The sequence below is a fragment of the Streptomyces sp. NPDC042346 genome, from assembly GCF_055581845.1.
Genome location: NZ_JBVJEH010000001.1, coordinates 947,767 through 968,242 on the forward strand (window position 1 = coordinate 947,767; position 20,476 = coordinate 968,242).

The following is a 20,476-nucleotide window of genomic DNA, read 5'->3' on the forward strand; positions in this document are numbered from 1 at the left end:
AATGGACCCGTAGGAGCGCGGGGAGCACCAGAGTGACCGGAACCCCGTCCGCGGGCACCGCCCCGGACGTCGTCTGCCTCGGCGAGTCCATGGTCACCTTCCTTCCCTCCCGGCCCGGGCGCCTCGCCGACGTCCCCTCCTTCGCCCGCGCGATCGGCGGCGCCGAGTCCAATGTCGCCTGCGCCCTCGCCGCCGCCGGGCACCGCGCGAAATGGGTCGGCCGCGTCGGCCGGGACGGCTTCGGCGACCACCTCGTCGACACCATCGGCGGCTACGGCGTCGACGTCACCGCCGTCGGCCGCGACCCGCACCGGCCGACCGGCGTCTACTTCCGTACCGACGCGGACCGGGCCACCGACGCCCACGAGGTCGTCTACTACCGGGCCGGCTCCGCCGCCTCGGCCATGTCGCCCGCGACCGTCCCCTACGACTCCGTCGCCGATGCGCGGATCCTCCACCTCACCGGCATCACGGCCGCGCTCTCCGCGGACTGCCTCGCCCTGGTGCGGGAGCTCACCGCGCCCCGCCCCGGCCGCCCGCTCGTCTCCTTCGACGTCAACCACCGGCCCGGTCTGTGGCGCGACGGCACCGCTCCCGACGTGCTGCTCGACCTCGCCGGCCGCGCCGACCTCGTCTTCGTCGGCGCGGACGAGGCGGAGGCGCTGTGGGGGCTCCGCGACCCGGCCGCGATCCGGGGCGCGCTGCCGGAACCGGCGGTCCTCGTGGTGAAGGGGGGAGGGGAGGGGGTGGTCGTGTTCGAGCGCTGCGCGGCTTCTTCCCCCACCCCGCCCCTTCCCGAACTGGGAGCTCTGCCCCCGGACCCCCGCGCCTCGACCGCCGGCGGGGCTGCATGTCGGCCCACCTCCGTCCCCGCCCCCCGGGTCGACGTCGTCGCGTCCGTCGGGGCCGGGGACGCCTTCGCCGCCGGTTTCCTCTCCGCCACCCTCCGCGGCCTCGACACCACCGCGCGGATCCGCCACGGCCACCTCATGGCCGCCGCCGCCCTCACCGTTCCCGGTGACGTCGCCGTCCCTCCCCGCCGCGCCCACGCCGACCGGCTGGCCGCCCTCGGCGCGGGCGCCTGGGGGACACTTCACCTCGGCCCCGGCTGGACGGGGGACGACCAGGAGGTACGTACGCCATGAGCCAGACCGTCGACCGGGCGCTCAGCATCCTGCCGCTGCTCGCACAGGGCCCCGCCGACCTCGGGCAGGTCGCCGAGCGGCTCGGCGTCCACAAGTCGACCGCGCTGCGCCTGCTGCGCACCCTCCACGAGCACGGCCTCGTCCACCGGCAGCAGGACCAGCGCTACCGCCTCGGCGCCCGCCTCTTCGCCCTCGCCCAGGAAGCCGTCGAGAACCTCGACGTCCGCGAGATCGCCCACCCCTATCTCGCCGCGCTCAACGAGCAGATCGGGCACACGATCCACCTCGCCGTGTACGAGGAGGGCGAGGTCCTCTACATCGACAAGGTCGAGAGCCGCTACCCGGTCCGGATGTACTCCCGCATCGGCAAGCCGGTCGCGATCACCGTCGCCGCCGTCGCCAAACTGCTCCTCGCCGACCTGCCCGAGCCCGAGCGCCGTGCCGTCGCCGCGAAGCTCGACTACCCCCCGTACACGCCCCGTTCGACCCCGAACGCCGCCGCCTTCCTCAAGGAGCTGGCGACCGTGCGCGAACAGGGCTGGGCCACCGACCTCGGCGGCCACGAGGAGTCCATCAACTGCGTCGGCGCGCCGATCCGCGGCGCCGACGGCCGGGTCGTCGCCGCCATGTCGGTCTCCGCGCCCAACGTGGTCGTCACGGCGGAGGAACTCCTCACCCTTCTCCCGCTGGTGCGCCGCACCGCGGACGCCATCAGCCGCGAGTACTCCGGCACCACCCCGACGAAGGAAGCCAGCGCATGACGACCGAGAAGACCGCCCTCACCCCCGCCACCCACACCGCCCCGCCCGCGAAGTTCTCGCACGGCGTGCGGAAGGGCAACATCCTCCAGGTCGCCGGCCAGGTCGGCTTCCTGCCCGCCGTCGAGGGCGAGGCGCCCACGGTCGCCGGCCCGACCCTGCGCGAGCAGACCCTCCAGACCTTCGCCAACGTCAAGGCGATCCTGGAGGAGGGCGGCGCGACCTGGGACGACGTCATGATGATGCGCGTCTACCTCACCGACGTGGACCACTTCGCCGAGATGAACTCGATCTACAACCAGTACTTCCAGGAGGAGGGCCTCAAGGCCCCGGCCTCCGCCCGGACGACCGTGTACGTCGGCCTCCCGGCCGGCCTCCTCGTCGAGATCGACGCGCTCGCCGTCCTCGGCTGACCCATGACGAACAGGGAAGGGCGCCCCGGCGTGCCGCCGCCGGGGCGCCCTTCACGTCGTACCGGTCGTCAGGCCGTGCAGTACTGCGCCTGCTTGCCGATCGACCGGTACATGCAGTCGGCGTTCTCCAGGAGTTGGAGGACCGCGTCGCGGTTGCGGCTCGTCTCGCGCTCGATGACCTCGTCGGGCGGGTAGAAGCCGCCGCCGCTGGACGAGGACGGGTACATCTCGAAGGTGTACGCGAAGATCCGCTGCGTGCCCCACAGGTAGTCGTCGATCGAGCCGTCCGTGATGTAGAGGTCACTGGACTGCTCGGGCGTGTAGCCGTTGCTCGAGGCCATCTTCCCGCCGACGGTCGCGAAGGCGTCGCGGTCGTCCTGGGTCATGCCGGTGGTGGTGTTCGCCGTGGTCCAGCCGAAGGGCCAGAGGACCAGTTCGCTGTAGGTGTGGAAGTCGATGGCCGCGGTGATCTGCTGCTTGCCGCCGACCGTACGGGAGCGGACGAAGTCGGCGACGACCTTCACCTCGGGGGCCGACTCGGGGGCCGCGCCGCGGTACGTCTCGGAGCTCTTGGAGCCGGAAGAGCCGCCGCAGCAGCCCCACTTGTAGTCCCAGTTCCGGTTCATGTCCGTACCGATGTACGAGGAGCCGGAGTTGGGCTGGCGGTTCTTGCGCCAGCTGCGGTACGAGCCGGAGGCGATGTCGTACTCGCCGCCGTCCGGGTTGAGGTCCGGGACGATCCAGATCTCGCGCCCGTTCACGGCGTTGGTGATCCGGGAGTCGGTGCCGTAGCCCGCGCCGAGCTCGCGCAGCAGGTACAGCGCCATCTCGACCGTGAGGTGTTCGCGGGCGTGCTGGTGGTGGGTGAAGAGGACCTCGGGCTCGCTCTCGTCGGTGGCGACGTTGTCGCTGATCTTGATCGCGACGATGTCCCGGCCCTGGTACGACTTCCCGATGACCTGCTTGCGCATGATCGACGGGTACTGGGCGAGCCGCTGGTCGATCTCGGCGTTCATCTCCGCGTAGTTGTGGTACTTCGCGTCGGCGGAGGGGAAGTCGAGCGGGCCGAGGGTCTGGTCGCTGGTGTGGTCCTCGGCGGTGCTGCGGTTCGGCGGTCCCGGGAGGGCGACCGGCTTGTAGCCGAGGGCCTTGAGGTTCTTCAGCTGCTCGGCGTTGGCGCTGACGACGACCGAGCGGGCGTCGACCTCGTCGATCGAGACGCCGGTGGCGGTGAGCGCGGTGCGGGCGGCCGGGGTGGACGGTCCGGCGATCTCGTACTGCCGGATCACCTCCTCGGCGCCGGAGGCGATCCGGGCGGCGGTCGGCGCGGGGTCGGCCCCGGCGGGTGAGGAGAGGGCGGAGAGGGGCGCCGCGAGGGCGAGCGCCACGAGGGCCGCGAGGGTGGCGGACCTTCTGCCGCGGGTGGGACGTCGCATGCTGTCTCCTGGGTGGGGAGTGTGGGGGAGTGCGACAAACTCGTGCGGGTGTCCGGCCACATGGTGAAGCTATGTCATGGACCGGTCAAGATGAGGAGTTCGGCCATACTGTCCGGCGTGGGGACCCTCATCGGTGGATACGTCATCGAGCACAAGCTAGGCGAGGGCGGCACGGGAACCGTCCACCTGCCCCGATCGCGCGGCGGGCGTGCCGTCGCCGTCAAGGTCGCACGGCCGGAACTCGCCTCCGACCCGTCCTTCCGCGCCCGCTTCCGCGCCGAGGTCGCGGCGGCCCGTCAGGTCGGCGGATTCCACACCGCGCAGGTCGGGTCCGGCCGGTGTCCGGCGTACGGCGAAACACGACGCAGCGCCGCCGGGGGAGCGGCGGCGCTGCGCGGGAACCCCCGTACTGCTAGGGGAGGTTGCGGACGTGCGGGCCGACGGCGTTGGACCAGGCGTTGCCGGCCGTCGCGTCCCAGTTGGTCGACCAGGTCATCGCGCCGCGCACCGTCGGCCACGCCTGGGCCGGCTTGTAGGTGCCGCAGCCGGTGAGCTTGGTCAGGCAGTCGAGCGCGTTCTTCACGATCTGCGGGTCGACGTAGCCGCTGCCCGCGCCGCGCGTGGAGGCGGGGACGCCCAGGCCGACCTGGGACGGGTCGAGGCCGCCCTGGATCTGGATGCAGGCGAGCGCGGTGAGGAAGTCCACCGAGCCCTGGCTGTAGACCTTGCCGTCGCAGCCCAGCATCGAACCGCTGTTGTAGTACTGCATGTTGACGACGGTGAGGATGTCCTTCACGGCGAGCGCCGTCTTGAAGTACTCGGTGCCCGTGCTCTGCATGTCGATGGTCTGCGGGGCCATCGTCAGGACCATCGACGAACCGGCCTTGGCGGAGAGCTGGCGCAGCGCCTTGGCCAGGTACGTGGAGTTGATGCCGTGCTCCAGGTCGATGTCGACCCCGTTGAAGCCGTACTCCTGCATCAGGGCGTACGCGCTGTTCGCGAAGGCGGTCGCGCTCGCGTCACTGTTGACCGTGACGTTGCCCTTCTCGCCGCCGACCGAGATGATCACGGACTTGCCGGCCGTCTTCTTGGCCGCGATGTCGGCCTTGAAGTCGGCGGTGGAGGCGTAGCCGACGGCCGGGTCGAGGTTGAAGACGATCTGGCCGGGCGTGGTGGTCGAGTCGGCGAAGGAGACGGCGATGATGTCGTACTGCGACTGGACGTCCCGCAGCTTCTGGACGGTCGCGCCGTTGTTGAAGTTCTGCCAGTAGCCGGTCAGCGCGTGCTTGGGGACGGCCGGGCCGGGGCCCGGGTCGGTGACCTTGGAGGTGCGGGCCGACACGGCGGCGGACTTGGCGGACTCGCCCGCGGAGTTCGTCGCGGCGACCTGGAACTGGTAGGCGGTGTCGGCGGTGAGGCCGGTGACCGTGGCCGAAGTGCCGGTGACGGCCTGCGGGTTGGCGCCGTCGCGGTACACCTTGTAGCCCGTGGCGCCGGAGACCGCGCCCCAGCTGAGGGCGACGGAGCTCGACGTGACCGTGCCGGCGGCGAGGCCGGCGGGAGTGGCCGGGACGACCGGGTCGGGGTCCTGGCCGCCGCCCCCGTCGGGGCCGAAGACGCTCACGTCGTCGACGACGTAGGGGGAGGTGCCGTACCAGCCGTGGGTGTAGATCTCGACGGAGGTGGTGCTCGCGCCGGTGGTGAAGGTGGTGGTGAGCTGCTTCCAGGCGGCGCTGTCGGGCGTCCAGGTGGAGACGCTGCCCGTGCCGGTCCCGGTGCCGCTCGCGCCGAGGTAGGCGTACCCGCCCTGGACCCAGGCGCTCAGCGTGTACGTGGAGTTGGGCTTCACGGCCACGGCCTGCACGCATTTGGCGTTGTCGAGACCGGCCGGGGTGGCCTTCAGGGCGCCGGCGCCGGTGCGCGCCGGCGAGGAGACGGCGGCGCCGCTCCCCGCGGAACAGGACCAGTTGGCGAGGCCGTTCTCGAACCCGGCGTTCTTGGCGACGTTGACGTCGGCCGCCTGGGCGGTGCCGGCTCCGCCGACGAGGACGAGCCCGGAGCCGACGGCGAGCGCGAGGGCTCCGCCGAGCCATCGACGTCCGTGCGGGCGGGTGGTGGTGCGGTCCACGTGCATCCTCCGGTGGGGGAGTTGGGGATGTGGAGGTGCCGTACGTCGTCGTACGGAGGGGCTCGTACGGGGGTACGAGGCTGGTGCGGGGGTGCGGACGGTGGCCACCGTTGTCGCAACAAGTTGGTCCAGACCAATCGCGTTGTCAAGACCTCTGGCGGCAAGCGGTGTTCGAGCGGGTTGAAAAGGGCCGGTGGGCCCATTGCCAGGCCCAAAGAAAGTCGGGGGAGCTTGGCGGATTGTGTGTTCACCACCCCGGGTGGCGTGGATAAAGTGCAGAGGCGGCGGCGCCCTGCGGTGACGCCGCGAACGCGGTAGGTGATCTGCGGCCCCCGGGACCCCGGAGGCCGGAGGGGACGGGGGTCTGACGTGCCGACAGCGATCGCGGTCACCAGCGCCGACCTGGTGCTGCCGCCGACCGACCCGCAGACGCCCGACGCCGCCGTGCTCCCGGCCCCCGAGACACGGTCCCTCGACGCCTCCGTCGCCGACATGCAGCACCTCCTCGCGCGGTACGGCAGCGTGGTCGTCGTCTGCCCCACCTCGGCCCCCGCCGCCGTCGAGCGGCGTCTGCACGCCGTCCGCGGCCTCCTCGAAAGCGACCGGATCGCGCTGGTCAGAACCGACCTGCCACCCCTCGGCGCGGCCGTCCTCGTCCGGCAGTTACGGCAGCTGGCGGCCTGCGACTTCAGCCCCGGCGTGCTCGCCTCCGCCGCCCGGCTGCTCGCCCACTACATCTACGCGGGGGCCGTACTGGGCTCGGTCTCCCGCCTCGACCGCGTACCCGTCAGCCTCTCCTCCCACCTCAAGGGCTGGCTGCCCGGGGCCCACTTCGCGGTCCTCGCCGGACCCACGCCGCAGATCGTCCGGCTCGGCGGAGCGGGCGACCAGCGCCTGGCGGGACCGGAGTTCGCCACCCAGCTCCTCGTCGCGCGCGGCCAGCTCCAGACCGACTGGCCCACCACCGCCCTCGTCCCCGCCTGGCAGATCCAGGGCCCCGTCCAGGAGACCGGGCTGCCCGAGACCTCGCCCGGCTGGTGGGGCACCGGCAAACTCGTGGAGTTCGTCGCGTACCTGCCCGACCTGCCCGTCCTCTACCAGCTCGTCGCCTCCGTCCGGCGCGAGACGTGCCACTGGTGCGGGATGGAGCTCATCGGCGACCGCTGCGGCTTCTGCACGGCCCCGCTGGCGGCGCTCGCCCCTCCGCAGGCCGCGCTGGCCCGGGGAGCGACCCAGGCACTCGGCGCCGCCCAGACGCCCGGCGCGGCCCAGGTACTCGGCGCCGCCCGCGCCACGGCTCCGGCGCTCGACCCGGTGCCGGCCCGGGGCGCCACGCGAGCCTCCGGCGCCGCACGGGCCCTCGGCGCGGCACCGGCGCCCGCACCCCGCCACGCGATCGACCCCCGCACCGTCCCGTGAGCACCGCCGCGCACCACCACCACCGCCACCCCCGCCCGCCCAGACCCACGTCTCCGATCGAGGAAGTACGGCCATGAACTCCCGCCAGCGCCGCGGCGTGATCCTGTTGCTGCTCTCCGTCCTGTGCGCCCTCGGGGCCTTCGCCGGCGTCCTCACGGTCATCAGCGACGTGAACGCGAAGGTCGGCCCGGAGGTCACCGCGTACCGACTCAACGGGAACGTGAAGCCCTACACCCCGCTGAGGGCCGACCAGTTCGAGAAGATCTCCATGCCCAAGCGCTGGCTCTCCGCCACCGCCGTCACCGATCTCCGCCAGATCGAGGGCAGGATCGCCGTCACCGAACTCAGGAAGGGCTCCCTGCTCCAGACCGACATGATCGTGGAGCGGCCCGAACTCAAGCCGGGCGAGCAGGAGATCGCGATCATGATCGACGCGGCCACCGGCGTCGCCGGAAAGATCAACGCCGGCGCCACCGTCAACATCTACGCCACCTTCGCCGGCGAGAAGAAGGACGACCCCTCCCAGTCGCGGATGATCGTCGCCGGCGCCCGCGTCCTCTCCGTCGGCCAGCTCACCCCCATCGACAACCGCAACGACCGCTCCGGGCGCGCCGCCGCCGAGGCCGTGCCCATCAGCTTCGCCCTCTCCACCCTCGACACCCAGCGCGTCGCGTACGCCGAGTCCTTCGCCGAGCACGTACGCCTCGCCCTCGTCGCCCCGGCCACCGGCGGCGCCCCGGCCGACCAGCGCGACCGCACCTACACGCTCGACAAGGACAAGTGAGGCCGGTATGACCACCAGGATCCTGCCGGCCGTCGGGGACCCCGACGCGGCCCGGTCCGTCGTCACCCTGCTCAGCCAGCTGCCCGACGCCGAACCCGCCGCGCCCGTCACCGACTCCACCCAGCTCGTCGACACCCTCGCCCGGCTCGCCGCCGAGTCCCTCGACGAACTCCCCGAAGTCGTCCTCGTCCACGAGCGGATCGGACCCGTCCCCGCGCTCGACGTCGTCCGCGAGGTCGCCCTCCGCTTCCCGGCCGTCGGCGTCGTCCTCATCACCGCCGACGCCAGCCCCGTCCTCTTCTCCGCCGCCATGGACTCCGGCGCCCGCGGCCTCGTCACCCTCCCCCTCGGATACGAGGAGCTCGCCAGCCGAGTCCAGGCCGCCGCCCAGTGGTCCGCCGGAGTCCGCCGCCACCTCGGCGCCGGGGCCGAACTCGCCACCGGACCCGGCGGCACCGTCGTCACCGTCAGCGGCGCCAAGGGCGGCGTCGGCACCACCGTCACCGCCGTCCACCTCGCCCTCGCCGCCCGCGCCTCCGGACGGAGCGTCGCCCTCGTCGACCTCGACCTCCAGGGCGGCGACATCGCCTCGTACCTCGACGTCCAGTTCCGGCGGTCGGCCGCCGACCTCGCCGCGATCGCCGACATCTCGCCCCGCGTCCTCCAGGACGCCGTCTTCGTCCACGAGACCGGCCTCGCACTGCTCCTCGCCCCGGCGGAGGGGGAGCGCGGCGAGGAGGTCACCGACCGCGCCGCCCGCCAGATCGTCAGCGCCCTGCGCGCCCGGCACGAGGTCGTCGTCGTCGACTGCGGCAACCAGCTCACCGGCGCCAACGCCGCCGCGATCGAGATGGCCGACACCGCGCTCCTCGTCACCACCCCGGACGTGGTCGCCGTGCGCGCCGCCAAGAGGACCGTACGGATGTGGGAACGCCTCCAGGTACGCAAGGCCGAGGAGACCATCACCCTGGTCAACCGCCACCACCGGTCCACCGAGATCCAGCCGCCCCTCGTCCAGAAGATCACCGGCACGCGCACGGCGGGCGTCTCCGTCCCCGCCAACTTCAAGGAACTCCAGGCCGTCGTCGACGCGGGCCGGCTGCACGACCTCGACGCGAAGTCGACGGTCAAGCAGGCGCTGTGGGCCCTGGCGGGAGAACTGGGCCTGGTCCAGCCGACGGCCCCCGCAGCGGGCAAGCAGCTCGCCCGCGCCGGCGACCGAGGCTCCCTCGGCCTGCGCCGCCGCACCGGAGGACGCTGAGCCATGCGGGGGGCCTACCGGGACGACGACAGAGGGCAGGTGGCGATCGAGTTCCTCGGCATGGTGCCCCTGATCCTGCTCACGCTGGCGCTGCTCTGGCAGGTCGTCCTGGTGGGGTACACGTACACGTTGGCGGCGAATGCGGCGGACGAGGGGGCGCGGGCGGAATCGGTGGACGGGGACTGCGCGGGCGCCGCGCTGCGTCACCTGGACGGTGCGTGGAGGAGCGGCGCCCATGAACCGTCCTGCTCGACGAGCGGCGGGATGTCGACGGCGGTGGTGACGATCCGGGTCCCTGTCCTCTTCCCGGGCGTTGGCGGCCTCTTCGACGTGTCGGCCACAGCGGGCGCGATCTCGGAAGAGGGCCTGAGGCCATGAGGGAACACCTCCGCAAGAGGGCTCGTGATCGAGGCCAGGTCGCCATCGAGTACCTCGGCTTCCTCCCGATCCTGCTCATCGTCGGGCTCGCGGGCCTTCAGCTCGGCATCGCCGCGTACGCCGCCCAGCAGGCGGGCACGGCGGCCCGCGCCGCCGCGCGGGCGGCGACCACCGACGAAGAGAACGCGCCGGACTGCGAGACGGCGGGTCGCGCGGCCGTGAGCGGCTGGGTCGACCCCGAGATCGGGGGGTGTGAGGGAGGCGCCGAGGCGGTCGTGATCACCGTCCGTGTCGAGATCCCCCGCGTCCTCCCCTTCTGGAACTTCGACCCCGTCGAAAAGACCGCCACCATGCCCAAGCCACAGGACCAGGAGGGGCCATGAGCCTGCGTGCCCGGATCAACGCCCCCGAGGACAAGGGCGCCGGAGCCGGCCGGGAGGACGGGCATCTCGTCGCCGCCTTCCGCGCCAAGCTCCTGGAGGAGATCGACCTCACCGAGATGTCCGCGCTCGCGGCCGCCGAACGGCGCGCCCGCCTGGAGCGCGTCCTCGGGCACATCATCAGCCGCGAGGGCCCCGTGCTCTCCACCGCCGAGCGCGCCCAGCTGATCCGCCGCGTCGTCGACGAGGCGCTCGGGCTCGGCGTCCTCGAACCGCTCCTCGAAGACGCCTCGATCACCGAGATCATGGTCAACGGACCCGACCAGATCTTCATCGAGCGCGCCGGCCGCGTCGAACTCCTCCCGCTCCGCTTCGCCTCCCACGACCAGCTGATGCAGACCATCGAGCGGATCGTCTCGACCGTCAACCGCCGCGTCGACGAGTCGAACCCCATGGTCGACGCCCGGCTCCCCTCCGGCGAGCGCGTCAACGTCATCATCCCGCCGCTCTCCCTCACCGGGGCGACGCTCACCATCCGCCGCTTCCCCCGCGCGTACACGCTCCACGAGATGATCGGCCTCGGCTCGCTCGACGAGCAGATGCTGCTCCTGCTCTCCGGGCTCGTGCAGGCCAAGTTCAACCTGATCGTCTCCGGCGCCACCGGCACCGGGAAGACGACCCTCCTCAACGCCCTCTCCGGTCTCGTCCCGGAGGGCGAGCGGATCATCACCATCGAGGACTCGGCGGAGCTCCAGCTCCAGCAGGCCCACGTCATCCGCCTCGAAGCGCGCCCGCCGAACATCGAGGGCCGCGGAGCCATCTCCATCCGCGACCTCGTCCGCAACTCCCTCCGCATGCGCCCCGACCGCATCATCGTGGGCGAGGTCCGCGGCGGCGAGACCCTCGACATGCTCCAGGCGATGTCCACCGGCCACGACGGCTCGCTCGCCACCGTCCACGCGAACTCGGCCGAGGACGCCCTGATGCGGCTCCAGACGCTCGCCTCGATGTCCGAGGTCAAGGTGCCCTTCGAGGCGCTCCGCGACCAGATCAACAGCGCGGTCGACGTCCTCGTCCAGCTGACCCGCCACCCGGACGGCACCCGCCGCATCACCGAGATCGCCGTCCTCGCCTCCCACGGGCGCGAGCGTTTCCTGCTCGCCACGATCTGCCGTTTCCAGGCGCAGCCGGTCGCCGCCGACGGCCGGGTGTACGGGCAGTTCACGTACCACCCGCTGCCCCGGCGGGTCGCCGAGCGGCTCTACATGGCCGGCCAGCCCATCCCGCAGGCCTTCGGCGTGGCCGCGACCGACGACTACCTCGCCACCCGAGAAGCGAACTAGGAGCAAGGGCTGATGACCGATCCCGTGTGGCTGACGCTCGGCGTGGCGCTGCTCTGCTGCGTCCTCGGCGTGACGGGCCTCCAGGTGTACACGAGCGGGGCCCGCCGTCACGCGGAGCTCGTCGCCCGGCTCGACGAGACGAACGAGCCCGAGGCGGCCGGCCGCCGCAGGCGCCACTTCCGGGGCATCGACCGGCGTGTCCGCCGGACGTCCCTCGGCCGGAAGCTGGAGCTGCGGATCGCGGCGACCGGACTCGACGTCACCCCCGGGGAGTTCACCGTCGGCCTCGCGGCGACCGTGGCCGTCCTGTGGGCGGTCGGGCAGTCGGCGCTCTCCCCGTTCTTCGGCCCGATCTGCGGGCTCCTCGGCGTGTGGGTGGCCCTCGGCTTCCTCAACTGGCAGCGGCAGAAGCGCATCGAGAAGTTCATCAACCAACTCCCCGAACTCTCCCGCATCCTGGCCAACGCCACCCAGGCCGGACTCGCCCTGCGCATGGCGCTGAGCCTCGCCGCCGACGAGCTGGAGTCGCCGGCCGGTGACGAACTGGAGAAGGTGGCCCAGCAGTTGGCCGTCGGAACCTCCCTCGACGACGCGCTCGGCGAGCTCGCCGAACGCCTCCCCTCCCGCGAACTGGTCGTCCTCGTCACCACCCTCGTCCTCGCCAACCGGGCGGGCGGCACCGTCGTCTCCTCCCTCCGGAACCTCACGGAGACGCTGGAGGAACGGAAGGAGACCCGGCGCGAGGTCCGCACCCAGCTCTCCCAGGTGAGCATGACCGCGTACGCCGTCCCCGTCATCGGCGTCGGCTCCCTCCTGCTCATCGACAACATGCAGCCCGGCGCCCTCGACCGCATGACCAGCTCGACCGTCGGACAGTTCGCCGTGGTCGCCGCCTGCGCCCTGTACGTGGTCGGCTTCGCCGCCATCCGCCGCTTCTCCAAGATCGACGTATAGGACGGGCGCGCGCCATGGACCTCCTTCTCGCCCTGCTCGCCGGCCTCGCCGTCGCCGGCATCGCCTACGGCCTGCGGCTCTACCGCGCCGACGCCCGCCTCCCCGACGACCTCAAACTCGCCCTGGAGGTCGGTGCCACCCGTACCGGCGCCGTCGACTCCGCCGTCGACCGGCTCGGCATGCGCTACTCGCCCGCCGTCCTGCGCCTCATGGGCCCCAAGCGGGTCAACGCCGTACGCCGCCGCATCGACCTCGCCGGCAACCCCGGCGGACTCACCATCGACCGGTACGGGGCGAGGCGGGCCGTCTACGGCTTCCTCGGCGTCCTCGGCGGCCTGCTCATGCTCGCGCGGGGGTCGGTCCTCGTCGCGCTCCTCCTCTTCGCCTTCGGCGCGTTCTGGACGGAGGTCGGCATCTGGTCCGCCGTCCGCATCCGCAAGGACCAGATCGAACGGACCCTGCCCGACTTCCTCGACGTCCTCGCCGTCGTCGTCAGCGCCGGGCTCGGCTTCCGGCAGGCCCTCGAACGCGTCGCGGAGCAGTACGCCGGCCCCTGGTCGGACGAACTCCGCATCACTCTGCGCCAGATGGACATGGGCGTCAGTCGCCGCCAGGCCTTCGACGAACTGCGCCGCCGCAACGACTCGGAACAGGTCGCACAGTTCGTCACGGCGCTCCAGCAGGGCGAGGAGCTAGGCGCCCCCATCGTGGACACACTCATACAGATCGCCAACGACATGCGGCGGACGGACGCCCAGAACGCCCGCCGCAAGGCGGCCAAGGCGGTCCCGAAGGCCACCATGGTCATCACGACCCTGATGGTCCCGGCGACGATGATCCTCCTCGGCGCGGGCCTCTTCCTGGGCACGGGCACCGATTTCGGCTCGGTCACGGGCGAGTGAGCCGGCGATGAAGCCGCCCACACGCCCTGGAGCCGCGCCGCCTGGCTCCGCGATCCAGACGAACGCGCTCCAGGCGATGTGCCGCCAGGTCTTCGGCTTCCGCCTCGCGATGATCGCGCTCGCCGCCCCGGCGGCACTGCTCGGCGCGGCCCCCGGCCTGCCGGTGTGGCTCGTCGGCGCGGCGACGGTCGTCACCTTCATGGCCTCCTACGTCCTCTTCCGGGACTGGGAACGCTTCGGCCCGCTCCTCCTCCGGCACCCCGCCCTCCTCGCCGCCGACACCCTCCTCGGCGCCCTGCTCCTCGTCACGGCGGGACCGCAGAGCACGCTCGCGTACGTCAGCGTCTGCACGCCCCTCCTCGCCGGCCTCGCCTACGGCCGGCGCGGCGCGGCCTTCTTCGCCTGCCTCCAGGGCCTCGTCCTGCTCGCCGTACGCGGCGAGGTCCTGCTCCTGGCCGGCCTGTGTGTGATCACTGGCGCGCTCGGCGTGACCCTGCGGAACCTGCTGCTGCGGTTCGGGGCGGCCACGCAGGCGCTCGCGGAGGCACGGGCCGGGCTGGCGGCCGCGCAGGCGGTCGAGGTCGAACGGGCCCGCCTGGCACGGGAGATGCACGACTCCGTCTCCACCACACTCCACGGCCTGGCCCTGGCGGCCGACGCGCTCGCCTCCTGCGCGGACCCGACCGAGACGAAGGAGCGCGCGGAACTCGTGGCCCGGGCGGCCCGCCGGGCGGCGGCCGAGTCCCGCGAACTCCTCTCGGACCTGCGTAGCCAGTCGTACGGAGGGGTGAGGGCGGGCGTCGACGTCACCTCGGAACTGAAGAACCGGGTAAGGGATTTGAGTAGCCGGTGGGAAGGCTCCGGAATAGAGGCGGCCTACCGCTCGGTCGGCGACGGGGCGCCCCCTGTCGTCCCGTACCCGATGGCCCGCCAGCTCCTCTCCATCGCCGCCGAGGCGATGGAGAACGCCGTCCGCCACGCCCACCCCACCCGCATCGATGTGACGGCGGGAGTCCACGCGGGCCTCCTCCGCATCAGCGTCCGCGACGACGGCCGGGGCCTGCCGCCCGGCACCACCCTGGACGGGCTGCGCGGCTCCGGCCACTTCGGCCTGGTGGGCATGGTCGAACGCGCGGCGGGCGTCGGCGCGCGGCTCCGGATCGGCCGGGGGGACGGGGCGCGGGGCACGGAGGTCCGCCTGGAGATCCCCCTGGGCGCGACGCGATGAGGCCGCCCCTGAACGTCCTGGTCGCCGACGACAACCCGGTGGTACGGGCGGGCCTGCGGGCCCTGCTCGGGGGCCGTGCCGGCTTCGCGGTGGTGGCGGAGGCGTCGGACGGCCGCGAGGCCCTCCGCGAAGCGCTCCGTACGCGCCCCCACGTCATCCTCCTCGACGTCCGCATGCCCCCGCACGACGGCCTCACGGCCCTCCCGCACCTCGCGCGCCTGGCACCGGTCCTGATGCTGACCCACAGCCGGGACCCGGAGACGGTGGAGGAAGCGTTGAGGCGGGGGGCCGGCGGGTACCTGGTCCATGGAGAGTTCACGACGGACGAACTGCTGCGAGCGGTACGGGAGGTGGGGGAGGGGAGGGCGCGCTTCACGGCGACGGCGTCGGAGGTGCTGCTGCGGTCGTTGCGCGCGACGGCGGCAACTGTCTCAATCCCACCGCAGGATGACGATCCCGCTTCGCGCGCGCAACCACATGTGACAGAGTGCGGACTGAGTGTGAGAGAGGTGGAAGTGATGGACCTGATCGCCACGGGCCTGAACAACCGGCAGATCGCCGCGACTTGCTTCATCACCGAGAAGACGGTCAAGAACCACGTCAACCGCATCTTCGCCAAACTCCACACCACGACGCGCGCCGAGGCCATAGCCTCCTGGCTGGGCACCAGGCCGACCCGATGACCGGCACCCACAGATGGGCCCACGGGCCCTGTGCGCCGACACGACCACCGGCGTACCGTGCCGGTGCGCAGGCGTCTGAACGCGGAGGGGACCACGATGAACGACGCGATGCTGAAGGCCGTGACCAAGGCCAAGATCCGGGCCTGGAGCTGGACGACAAGGCCCACGAGGGACCGCGGGCAGACGGCGGTGGAGTACCTCGGGATCATTGTGGTGGTGGTGGCGATCGTGGTGGCGATCACCGGCACGGACCTCGGCCAGTCGATCAAGGGCGCGATCAGCCAGAAGATCGCCGAGCTGACTGGTGGCGGCGGCGAGTAGAAGCCGCGCGTTTTCGGGGTGACGAGGGCCAGGCCTTTCCTGTCTATGTCGCGGTCGTGGCAGGCCTCTTGTTCCTGGCCTTCGCCTACTTTGCCGTGGGACAGGCCGCATTCACTCGGAACGGTGCCCAGACTGCGGCCGATGCGGCAGCCCTAGCAGCTGCCCAGGATGCTCGGGAGCAGCTGCGGGAGGGCTGGCTCGAGGTGATCCTCGATCCTGACCAGTGGGGTGGGTTCCTAGACGGGGAGGGGTACAAGACCCACGTCGCGTGTGAGCAGGCAGCGGAGTTCGCGGCCCGGAATGAGGCAGAGATTCCCTGGGGCGGCTGTGTGTCTCTCGATTCGGCGGGATTTCGCGTGACGGTACGCACGACAGGCGCGGAGTCGCCGCAGGCGACGGCGTCTGCAGAAGCAGTGATCGAACCGCGCTGCATGCCCCCGGATCAGGAGCCCACTCCGGAGCCGCCCACCTCCACGCCCACGGAACCGGGTGAAGGCGAGGAAGAGGAAGAGCGCCCGATCGTGGAGCTCATGTGCGATGGGGTCGCCTGGGAAATCGACCCGGAGGATCCGATCCTGCCTGACGCCGTCGACCTCTTCACAGTCCGGCTGTCCCAATGACCTGCGACGACGAGTAAAGGAAGCGCGCCTCATGAACGTTCATTACGCACGCAGGGGGTTGGCCTCCCTCGTAGTCGCGTCAGTGGCTCTTCTCACGGTGGCATGCGGAGCAGAAGAGAAGCCCAAGACGGACAAGCCGACCGCGACCACGGTTGCTCCTCAGGAGACACAAGGCGCGCAGCAGCCGCCGGCTGCGGAGGAGCCCAAGGAGACGTTGGCCTCCCTCAAGGGGCAGAGTGGCCTCAATCTCGTGATCAACTCGGTGGAGCGAGATGCGGGCGGCTTCCTCACCGTCAGGGGTCGACTGAGCAATACCTCGGAGACCGTCAGCGCCGTTCCTCCTCAGGTAAGCGGCGACGAGACAGAGGTGGTGAAGCACGGCACCTCACTCGGTGGCGCCACACTCATCGACGCCGCAGGAAAGAAGCGGTACTACGTGCTTCGGGACACGGACGGTCGACCTCTCACGACAGTAGGTCTCTCCAGCCTCGGGCCCGGCAAGTCCACAGCCGTCTTCATGCAATTCCCCGCACCCCCCGCCGCCACCACCGACGTCTCCTTCCAGCTCCCCACCTTCGAACCCGCCACCCTCAAACTCTCCTGAGGCGACGCCATGACGACGACGAACCGCCGCCTGGCCGCTCTGGCCCTCGTCTCTGTGGGGCTCTGGCCGCTCACCGTGCCCATCGCGTACGCCGACGATCCGCCCGGCTCCGCCGGCTCCGCCTCGCCTCCGCCGGTCATCGACGCGAACGCGCCCGGGCTCATGCTTCCCGACGGCGCCACCCTCGCGCCCGCCAAGGTGCTCGACATCAAGCAGATCGTCGAGGAGGAGGGCGGCGAGCAACGGCGGCAGGACACCAACGTGGACGTGACCTTCGCGCTCCAGGCCGAGGTGCTGTTCCCGAAGAACAGCGCGAAGCTGAGCCCCGCCGCCACCGCCCGGATCGCCGCGATCGGCGCCGAGGTCAACAAGCTCGGCTCCGGACGCGTCCGGGTCTTCGGGTTCACCGACAACCTCGGGACGTACGAGCACGGGCTCAAGCTCTCGAAGCAGCGCGCCGTCGCCGTGCAGCAGGTCCTCGCCCGGAATCTCGACCCCGGTACGTCCTTCGACGTCCGGGGCTACAGCGAGGACTACCCGATCGCGGACAACGGCACCGAAGAGGGTCGCAAGAAGAACCGGCGCGTCGAGGTCTCCTTCCCCCGGACGACCGCACCTTAGTCAGGTCGCGAGCGAGGTCAGGGCCGTCCGGATCGTTCTCGTCATGCGGTCCGGGGCCGTGAAGACCTCTCTCGCCGTGAAGCGCAGGACACGGCGGACCTCCGGGCAGGACTGGAGTGCGTTGAAGCGGGCGACGTCCCGTTCGTGGGCCCGGCGCGTGCCGTGGAAGGCGTAGCCCTCCACCTCCACCGCCAGTCCCGCCTCGCGGAAGAGGAAGTCGGGGCGCAGGGTCCGGCCGCCCTCGGTCGTCCGGAGCGGCGGCTGCGACTCCGGGAAGAGCGCCGCGTCCCGCATCCGGAGCCGGGCCACCGACTCCGCCGGGGAGCCCGAGGCCGCCTCGGTGAGGGGCAGCCAGGCCCGGGCCCGGGGCCCGCCCGACCTCGGCGCGGCGAGTTCGGCGGCCAACTCCTCGTACCGGACGAGGGCCTCGCGCCGTACGCCCCCGACCGCCCTCCGCGCCAGCGCCGAGTCCGCCGCGACGACCGCCTCCTCGCGGCTGCCGCAGCTCCGTATGAGGTCGCCGACCGTCCGCGCCGGGGTCGTCACCCGCAGCCCCCGCCGTACCGACCGGTCCCCGGCCGTGAGGGAGGCCGTGGCGTGGACCCGTATCCGGTTCCGGGTGTCGTGGGTCGAACGGGACGACGCCGGGGCCGTGAAGTCCAGGAAGCCAGGGAAGCCAGGGAAGTCAGGGGAGGTCGGGGCGACTGGCCCGCCCAGTAGTTCGATGCGGTGCAGCCGCGCCGCCGTCCCGTGGCTGCACACCAGCTCCGGGCGGAGGAGCTGGAGCGCCGTCGCCCGCACCCGCCAGTCCACCTCCTTGCCCGGGACCGCCCACGCGCCCCGGCAGATCCCCTGCCACCCGTCCCGGCGCAGGCACCCCGCCAGCCGGCCCCGGGACCAGCCCGCCGCGAGCGCCCACACCGTGAGGAGTACCCCGCCCCTCGCGAGGATCGCCAACTCGTACATACGCCCAACGATCCACGGAAGAGGGACACTTCGCACTCCCTGTGGAAAACCCGGAGAAAGTCGTCGTCAGGAAAGCGCAAAAGCGGCGGGACGTACGGGTGGTGGAGGAGCATTCTGGACGGGAGTACCCGACATCACAGGGACCGTTCCGAAGTGGGCTGCCGATGACGTCGACGCCGAGCGTCCAGCTGGTCAGTGACCTCGTCACCCGGATCCCCGAGTTCCGGGGCGCGTACGAGACCCATGTCTTCGCCCAGGGCGGTGTCCTGCCGCACGTCTTCTTCTGGGACGTCGTCCAGGGCACCGTCCGCTCCTTCCTCGGCGAGGACCCGACCGCCGCCGACTGGCGCCGCACGCTCGACTTCCTGGAGGAGCAGAGCTGTCGCGGTGTCATCGGCATCGACGAGGTCATCGTCACCTCGTTCCTCGGCGACCTGCCCTCCCCGCAGGAGCCCGGCCACGCCATCGTCGGCGAGCTCGGTCCCGTCCTGTCGGCGAAGTTCGTGCGGATAAGGCCCCTCGGGTGAGTGCGGTGGCCGCCCCGGGATAATCGGCGGATGCCCTCGCTCCGCCGTCCCAGCCGTCCCAGCCGTCCCCTCAGCCCCACCCTCACCGCCGTCGGCGGTTACGCCGCCACCCGGCTCATCGGCCTCGCCGTCCTCGCGATCGCCGCCGCCGCGACCGGCAAGGACGGGCTGCACCGGCTCAAGGGCCGCTGGGACTCCGTCTGGTACGTCCGCGTCGCCGAGCACGGATACGGGTACGAGGTCACCCTGCCGAACGGCGACGTCCACTCCGACCTGGCCTTCTTCCCCCTCCTCCCCGCCCTGGAGCGGGGCCTCTCCGCCGTCCTCCCCATCGACGCGGCGACCGCAGGGCTGTGCGTCTCCTGGACCGCCGCGCTCGCCGCCGCCTGGGGCATCTACCGCTGCGGCGCGCACGTCGCGGGGGAGCGAGCGGGGGTGCTGCTCGCGGTCCTCTGGGGCGTGTACCCGACCGCGTTCGTGCAGTCGATGGCGTACACGGAGACCCTGTTCACCGCCTTCGCCGCCTGGTCTCTGTACGCCGTCCTGCGCGGGCGGTGGATCCTGGCCGGCACCCTGTGCGCTGTCGCCGGGCTCACCCGGCCGACGGCCGCCGCACTGATCGCCGCCCTCGGCATCACGGCTCTCGTCACCCTCGTACGGGATCGGAGGCTGCCCCTCCGGACGGTGGTCGGGGTGCTGATCGCCCCGCTGGGGTGGCTCGGATACGTCGTGTACGTGGGTGTACGGGAGGGGAGCCCCTCCGCCTACTTCGACGTCCAGGCCGCCTGGGGCAACTCCATCGACGGCGGCGTCGCCCTCGCCCGCTTCATCGCCGGGCTGCCCTGGCCCGCCGCCCTCGGCCTGTGCGCGGCGCTCGCGCTCCTCGGCTGGCTCGTCGCCCTCTGCGTACGGCAGAAGCAGCCGCTGCCGCTGCTCGTCTACACGATCGGCGTCGTCCTCGTGTCCCTCGTCGGCGCCGCCTACTTCGGCTCCCGGCCGCGCCTGATGATGCCCGCGTTCGGCCTGCTCCTGCCGCCCGCCGTGGCCCTCGCGCGGCTCAGGACCCGCACCGCCCTGCCCGTTCTCGCCGGACTCGCGCTCGCCTCCGCCGCCTACGGGGCGTTCACCCTGCTCGGCTCGGGCCCGCCGTGACCTGCACGGAAACGCCCGGCCGCAGCCCCCACCCGGCCATCGCGCCGGCCTCCGCCTCCAGGACGTGCCGGCCGCGCGGCCTGACCATGCCGAGCCGCCCCGGCCGCATCGTCACCACGGACAGGACCCGGAGCGAGCGGTCCAGATAGGCCACGTCGATCGCGAACCGCATGCCGAAGGTGTGCACGCTGTTCGTCGGCGTGATCAGCAGCGCCCCCGCGATCCCGTCCCGGCCGAGCAGCCCCCGCCGCCGCGCCCGGTACGAGGCCGCCACTTCCAGAGGCACCTCCAGAGGAACCCCCAGAGGCACTTCCAGAGGAACCCCCAGAGGATCCCCGTCCACGGGGACCTCCCGAGGGCCCCCCACAGCCGCCACCGTCAGAATTCCCGGTCCGTCCGCCCATTTCCCCATGCGCCAGACCGTAGCGGCACCCGCCTCTTAGGGTCAGCTCC

At 72.0% G+C, this 20,476-nt stretch carries 22 protein-coding genes and 2 pseudogenes; 20 read left to right on the plus strand and 4 right to left on the minus strand.

Annotation, left to right across the window (positions count from 1 at the left end; translation table 11 throughout):
- The first annotated feature begins 89 nt into the window (after positions 1 to 89).
- The 3 genes from ACZ6K0_RS04425 to ACZ6K0_RS04435 are packed head-to-tail and all read left to right on the plus strand — an operon-like array spanning position 90 to position 2,316.
- Positions 90 to 1,145 carry a sugar kinase gene (locus ACZ6K0_RS04425; RefSeq protein ID WP_469228027.1) on the plus strand — a complete coding sequence of 352 codons (1,056 nt, stop codon included), beginning with the start codon at positions 90 to 92 and terminating at the stop codon, positions 1,143 to 1,145.
- Positions 1,142 to 1,906, plus strand: a complete 765-nt coding sequence (locus tag ACZ6K0_RS04430; protein ID WP_351819487.1) for an IclR family transcriptional regulator — start codon at positions 1,142 to 1,144, stop codon at positions 1,904 to 1,906. The genes ACZ6K0_RS04425 and ACZ6K0_RS04430 overlap by 4 nt, the downstream gene beginning before the upstream one ends.
- Positions 1,903 to 2,316: a RidA family protein gene (locus ACZ6K0_RS04435; RefSeq protein ID WP_376402114.1), complete on the plus strand. Its 414-nt coding sequence runs from the start codon at positions 1,903 to 1,905 to the stop codon at positions 2,314 to 2,316. The genes ACZ6K0_RS04430 and ACZ6K0_RS04435 overlap by 4 nt, the downstream gene beginning before the upstream one ends.
- Before the next feature lie 68 nt (positions 2,317 to 2,384).
- Here ACZ6K0_RS04435 and ACZ6K0_RS04440 read toward each other — a convergent pair whose 3' ends face one another.
- Positions 2,385 to 3,752: a M14 family metallopeptidase gene (locus tag ACZ6K0_RS04440; RefSeq protein ID WP_469227911.1), complete on the minus strand. Its 1,368-nt coding sequence runs from the start codon at positions 3,750 to 3,752 to the stop codon at positions 2,385 to 2,387.
- A 90-nt stretch (positions 3,753 to 3,842) separates the two neighbouring features.
- On the opposite strand from ACZ6K0_RS04440, the pseudogene ACZ6K0_RS04445 reads away from it, so the two are divergent.
- Positions 3,843 to 4,079: pseudogene (locus tag ACZ6K0_RS04445) on the plus strand (serine/threonine-protein kinase); the annotation flags it as partial.
- An 85-nt stretch (positions 4,080 to 4,164) separates the two neighbouring features.
- Here ACZ6K0_RS04445 and ACZ6K0_RS04450 read toward each other — a convergent pair.
- Positions 4,165 to 5,886 (minus strand): chitinase, encoded by a 1,722-nt coding sequence (locus ACZ6K0_RS04450; RefSeq protein WP_469227910.1) that lies wholly within the window; start codon positions 5,884 to 5,886, stop codon positions 4,165 to 4,167.
- Positions 5,887 to 6,249: 363 nt separating this feature from the next.
- Between ACZ6K0_RS04450 and ACZ6K0_RS04455 the strand changes: the two genes are divergently transcribed.
- The 14 genes and pseudogenes from ACZ6K0_RS04455 to ACZ6K0_RS04520 all read left to right on the plus strand — a co-directional run bounded on the left by ACZ6K0_RS04455 (position 6,250) and on the right by ACZ6K0_RS04520 (position 17,378).
- Positions 6,250 to 7,299 (plus strand): hypothetical protein, encoded by a 1,050-nt coding sequence (locus ACZ6K0_RS04455; RefSeq protein WP_469227908.1) that lies wholly within the window; start codon positions 6,250 to 6,252, stop codon positions 7,297 to 7,299.
- Positions 7,300 to 7,372: 73 nt separating this feature from the next.
- Positions 7,373 to 8,083 (plus strand): Flp pilus assembly protein CpaB, encoded by a 711-nt coding sequence (gene cpaB, locus ACZ6K0_RS04460; protein WP_469227907.1) that lies wholly within the window; start codon positions 7,373 to 7,375, stop codon positions 8,081 to 8,083.
- Between the two features lie 7 nt (positions 8,084 to 8,090).
- The gene (locus tag ACZ6K0_RS04465) at positions 8,091 to 9,344 is read left to right on the plus strand and encodes a CpaE/TadZ family protein (protein WP_376402129.1); all 1,254 of its coding nucleotides are present in this window, start codon (positions 8,091 to 8,093) and stop codon (positions 9,342 to 9,344) included.
- A gap of 3 nt (positions 9,345 to 9,347) precedes the next feature.
- Positions 9,348 to 9,722, plus strand: coding sequence for a TadE/TadG family type IV pilus assembly protein (locus ACZ6K0_RS04470; protein ID WP_469227904.1), 375 nt, complete (start codon positions 9,348 to 9,350; stop codon positions 9,720 to 9,722).
- A complete protein-coding gene (locus tag ACZ6K0_RS04475; RefSeq protein WP_469227902.1) occupies positions 9,719 to 10,105 on the plus strand; it encodes a TadE/TadG family type IV pilus assembly protein in 387 nt (128 codons plus the stop codon). Before ACZ6K0_RS04470 ends, ACZ6K0_RS04475 begins: the two co-directional genes overlap by 4 nt.
- Positions 10,102 to 11,445 (plus strand): CpaF family protein, encoded by a 1,344-nt coding sequence (locus tag ACZ6K0_RS04480; protein ID WP_376402139.1) that lies wholly within the window; start codon positions 10,102 to 10,104, stop codon positions 11,443 to 11,445. The genes ACZ6K0_RS04475 and ACZ6K0_RS04480 overlap by 4 nt, the downstream gene beginning before the upstream one ends.
- A 12-nt stretch (positions 11,446 to 11,457) precedes the next feature.
- Positions 11,458 to 12,399 (plus strand): type II secretion system F family protein, encoded by a 942-nt coding sequence (locus ACZ6K0_RS04485; protein ID WP_376402142.1) that lies wholly within the window; start codon positions 11,458 to 11,460, stop codon positions 12,397 to 12,399.
- 14 nt (positions 12,400 to 12,413) lie between these two features.
- Positions 12,414 to 13,301 (plus strand): DUF5936 domain-containing protein, encoded by an 888-nt coding sequence (locus ACZ6K0_RS04490; protein ID WP_376402145.1) that lies wholly within the window; start codon positions 12,414 to 12,416, stop codon positions 13,299 to 13,301.
- 7 nt (positions 13,302 to 13,308) lie between these two features.
- Positions 13,309 to 14,529 carry a sensor histidine kinase gene (locus ACZ6K0_RS04495; RefSeq protein WP_469227900.1) on the plus strand — a complete coding sequence of 407 codons (1,221 nt, stop codon included), beginning with the start codon at positions 13,309 to 13,311 and terminating at the stop codon, positions 14,527 to 14,529.
- On the plus strand, positions 14,526 to 15,212 hold the full coding sequence (locus tag ACZ6K0_RS04500) for a response regulator (RefSeq protein ID WP_469227899.1): 687 nt from the start codon (positions 14,526 to 14,528) through the stop codon (positions 15,210 to 15,212). The genes ACZ6K0_RS04495 and ACZ6K0_RS04500 overlap by 4 nt, the downstream gene beginning before the upstream one ends.
- Positions 15,213 to 15,308: 96 nt before the next feature.
- Positions 15,309 to 15,533 (plus strand): Flp family type IVb pilin, encoded by a 225-nt coding sequence (locus ACZ6K0_RS04505; RefSeq protein ID WP_469227897.1) that lies wholly within the window; start codon positions 15,309 to 15,311, stop codon positions 15,531 to 15,533.
- A gap of 38 nt (positions 15,534 to 15,571) precedes the next feature.
- Positions 15,572 to 16,153: pseudogene (locus tag ACZ6K0_RS04510) on the plus strand (pilus assembly protein TadG-related protein); the annotation flags it as partial.
- A 31-nt stretch (positions 16,154 to 16,184) separates the two neighbouring features.
- On the plus strand, positions 16,185 to 16,757 hold the full coding sequence (locus tag ACZ6K0_RS04515) for a hypothetical protein (protein WP_469227895.1): 573 nt from the start codon (positions 16,185 to 16,187) through the stop codon (positions 16,755 to 16,757).
- Positions 16,758 to 16,766: 9 nt separating this feature from the next.
- Positions 16,767 to 17,378, plus strand: coding sequence for an OmpA family protein (locus ACZ6K0_RS04520; protein ID WP_376402160.1), 612 nt, complete (start codon positions 16,767 to 16,769; stop codon positions 17,376 to 17,378).
- Here the strand turns inward: ACZ6K0_RS04520 and ACZ6K0_RS04525 are convergent, their stop codons facing one another.
- Positions 17,379 to 18,344, minus strand: coding sequence for a hypothetical protein (locus tag ACZ6K0_RS04525; RefSeq protein WP_469227893.1), 966 nt, complete (start codon positions 18,342 to 18,344; stop codon positions 17,379 to 17,381).
- A gap of 164 nt (positions 18,345 to 18,508) precedes the next feature.
- On the opposite strand from ACZ6K0_RS04525, the gene ACZ6K0_RS04530 reads away from it, so the two are divergent.
- On the plus strand, positions 18,509 to 18,871 hold the full coding sequence (locus ACZ6K0_RS04530) for a hypothetical protein (protein WP_376402165.1): 363 nt from the start codon (positions 18,509 to 18,511) through the stop codon (positions 18,869 to 18,871).
- A 30-nt stretch (positions 18,872 to 18,901) separates the two neighbouring features.
- Complete coding sequence (locus ACZ6K0_RS04535; RefSeq protein ID WP_469227891.1) at positions 18,902 to 20,023, plus strand: mannosyltransferase family protein; 1,122 nt, start codon at positions 18,902 to 18,904, stop codon at positions 20,021 to 20,023.
- On the opposite strand, the gene ACZ6K0_RS04540 is transcribed toward ACZ6K0_RS04535, so the two are convergent.
- The gene (locus ACZ6K0_RS04540; RefSeq protein WP_469227889.1) at positions 19,995 to 20,435 is read right to left on the minus strand and encodes a DUF192 domain-containing protein; all 441 of its coding nucleotides are present in this window, start codon (positions 20,433 to 20,435) and stop codon (positions 19,995 to 19,997) included. The two genes, ACZ6K0_RS04535 and ACZ6K0_RS04540, sit on opposite strands and share 29 nt — an antisense overlap.
- Positions 20,436 to 20,476 lie beyond the last annotated feature (41 nt).

Coding starts and splice junctions, on each gene's coding strand:
- ACZ6K0_RS04425 (WP_469228027.1), top strand. CDS start 90: ATGGTCACCTTCCTTCCCTCCCGGCCCGGGCGCCTCGCCGACGTCCCC.
- ACZ6K0_RS04430 (WP_351819487.1), top strand. CDS start 1,142: ATGAGCCAGACCGTCGACCGGGCGCTCAGCATCCTGCCGCTGCTCGCA.
- ACZ6K0_RS04435 (WP_376402114.1), top strand. CDS start 1,903: ATGACGACCGAGAAGACCGCCCTCACCCCCGCCACCCACACCGCCCCG.
- ACZ6K0_RS04440 (WP_469227911.1), bottom strand. CDS start 3,752: ATGCGACGTCCCACCCGCGGCAGAAGGTCCGCCACCCTCGCGGCCCTC.
- ACZ6K0_RS04450 (WP_469227910.1), bottom strand. CDS start 5,886: ATGCACGTGGACCGCACCACCACCCGCCCGCACGGACGTCGATGGCTC.
- cpaB (WP_469227907.1), top strand. CDS start 7,373: ATGAACTCCCGCCAGCGCCGCGGCGTGATCCTGTTGCTGCTCTCCGTC.
- ACZ6K0_RS04465 (WP_376402129.1), top strand. CDS start 8,091: ATGACCACCAGGATCCTGCCGGCCGTCGGGGACCCCGACGCGGCCCGG.
- ACZ6K0_RS04470 (WP_469227904.1), top strand. CDS start 9,348: ATGCGGGGGGCCTACCGGGACGACGACAGAGGGCAGGTGGCGATCGAG.
- ACZ6K0_RS04475 (WP_469227902.1), top strand. CDS start 9,719: ATGAGGGAACACCTCCGCAAGAGGGCTCGTGATCGAGGCCAGGTCGCC.
- ACZ6K0_RS04480 (WP_376402139.1), top strand. CDS start 10,102: ATGAGCCTGCGTGCCCGGATCAACGCCCCCGAGGACAAGGGCGCCGGA.
- ACZ6K0_RS04485 (WP_376402142.1), top strand. CDS start 11,458: ATGACCGATCCCGTGTGGCTGACGCTCGGCGTGGCGCTGCTCTGCTGC.
- ACZ6K0_RS04490 (WP_376402145.1), top strand. CDS start 12,414: ATGGACCTCCTTCTCGCCCTGCTCGCCGGCCTCGCCGTCGCCGGCATC.
- ACZ6K0_RS04495 (WP_469227900.1), top strand. CDS start 13,309: ATGAAGCCGCCCACACGCCCTGGAGCCGCGCCGCCTGGCTCCGCGATC.
- ACZ6K0_RS04500 (WP_469227899.1), top strand. CDS start 14,526: ATGAGGCCGCCCCTGAACGTCCTGGTCGCCGACGACAACCCGGTGGTA.
- ACZ6K0_RS04505 (WP_469227897.1), top strand. CDS start 15,309: ATGAACGACGCGATGCTGAAGGCCGTGACCAAGGCCAAGATCCGGGCC.
- ACZ6K0_RS04515 (WP_469227895.1), top strand. CDS start 16,185: ATGAACGTTCATTACGCACGCAGGGGGTTGGCCTCCCTCGTAGTCGCG.
- ACZ6K0_RS04520 (WP_376402160.1), top strand. CDS start 16,767: ATGACGACGACGAACCGCCGCCTGGCCGCTCTGGCCCTCGTCTCTGTG.
- ACZ6K0_RS04525 (WP_469227893.1), bottom strand. CDS start 18,344: ATGTACGAGTTGGCGATCCTCGCGAGGGGCGGGGTACTCCTCACGGTG.
- ACZ6K0_RS04530 (WP_376402165.1), top strand. CDS start 18,509: ATGACGTCGACGCCGAGCGTCCAGCTGGTCAGTGACCTCGTCACCCGG.
- ACZ6K0_RS04535 (WP_469227891.1), top strand. CDS start 18,902: ATGCCCTCGCTCCGCCGTCCCAGCCGTCCCAGCCGTCCCCTCAGCCCC.
- ACZ6K0_RS04540 (WP_469227889.1), bottom strand. CDS start 20,435: ATGGGGAAATGGGCGGACGGACCGGGAATTCTGACGGTGGCGGCTGTG.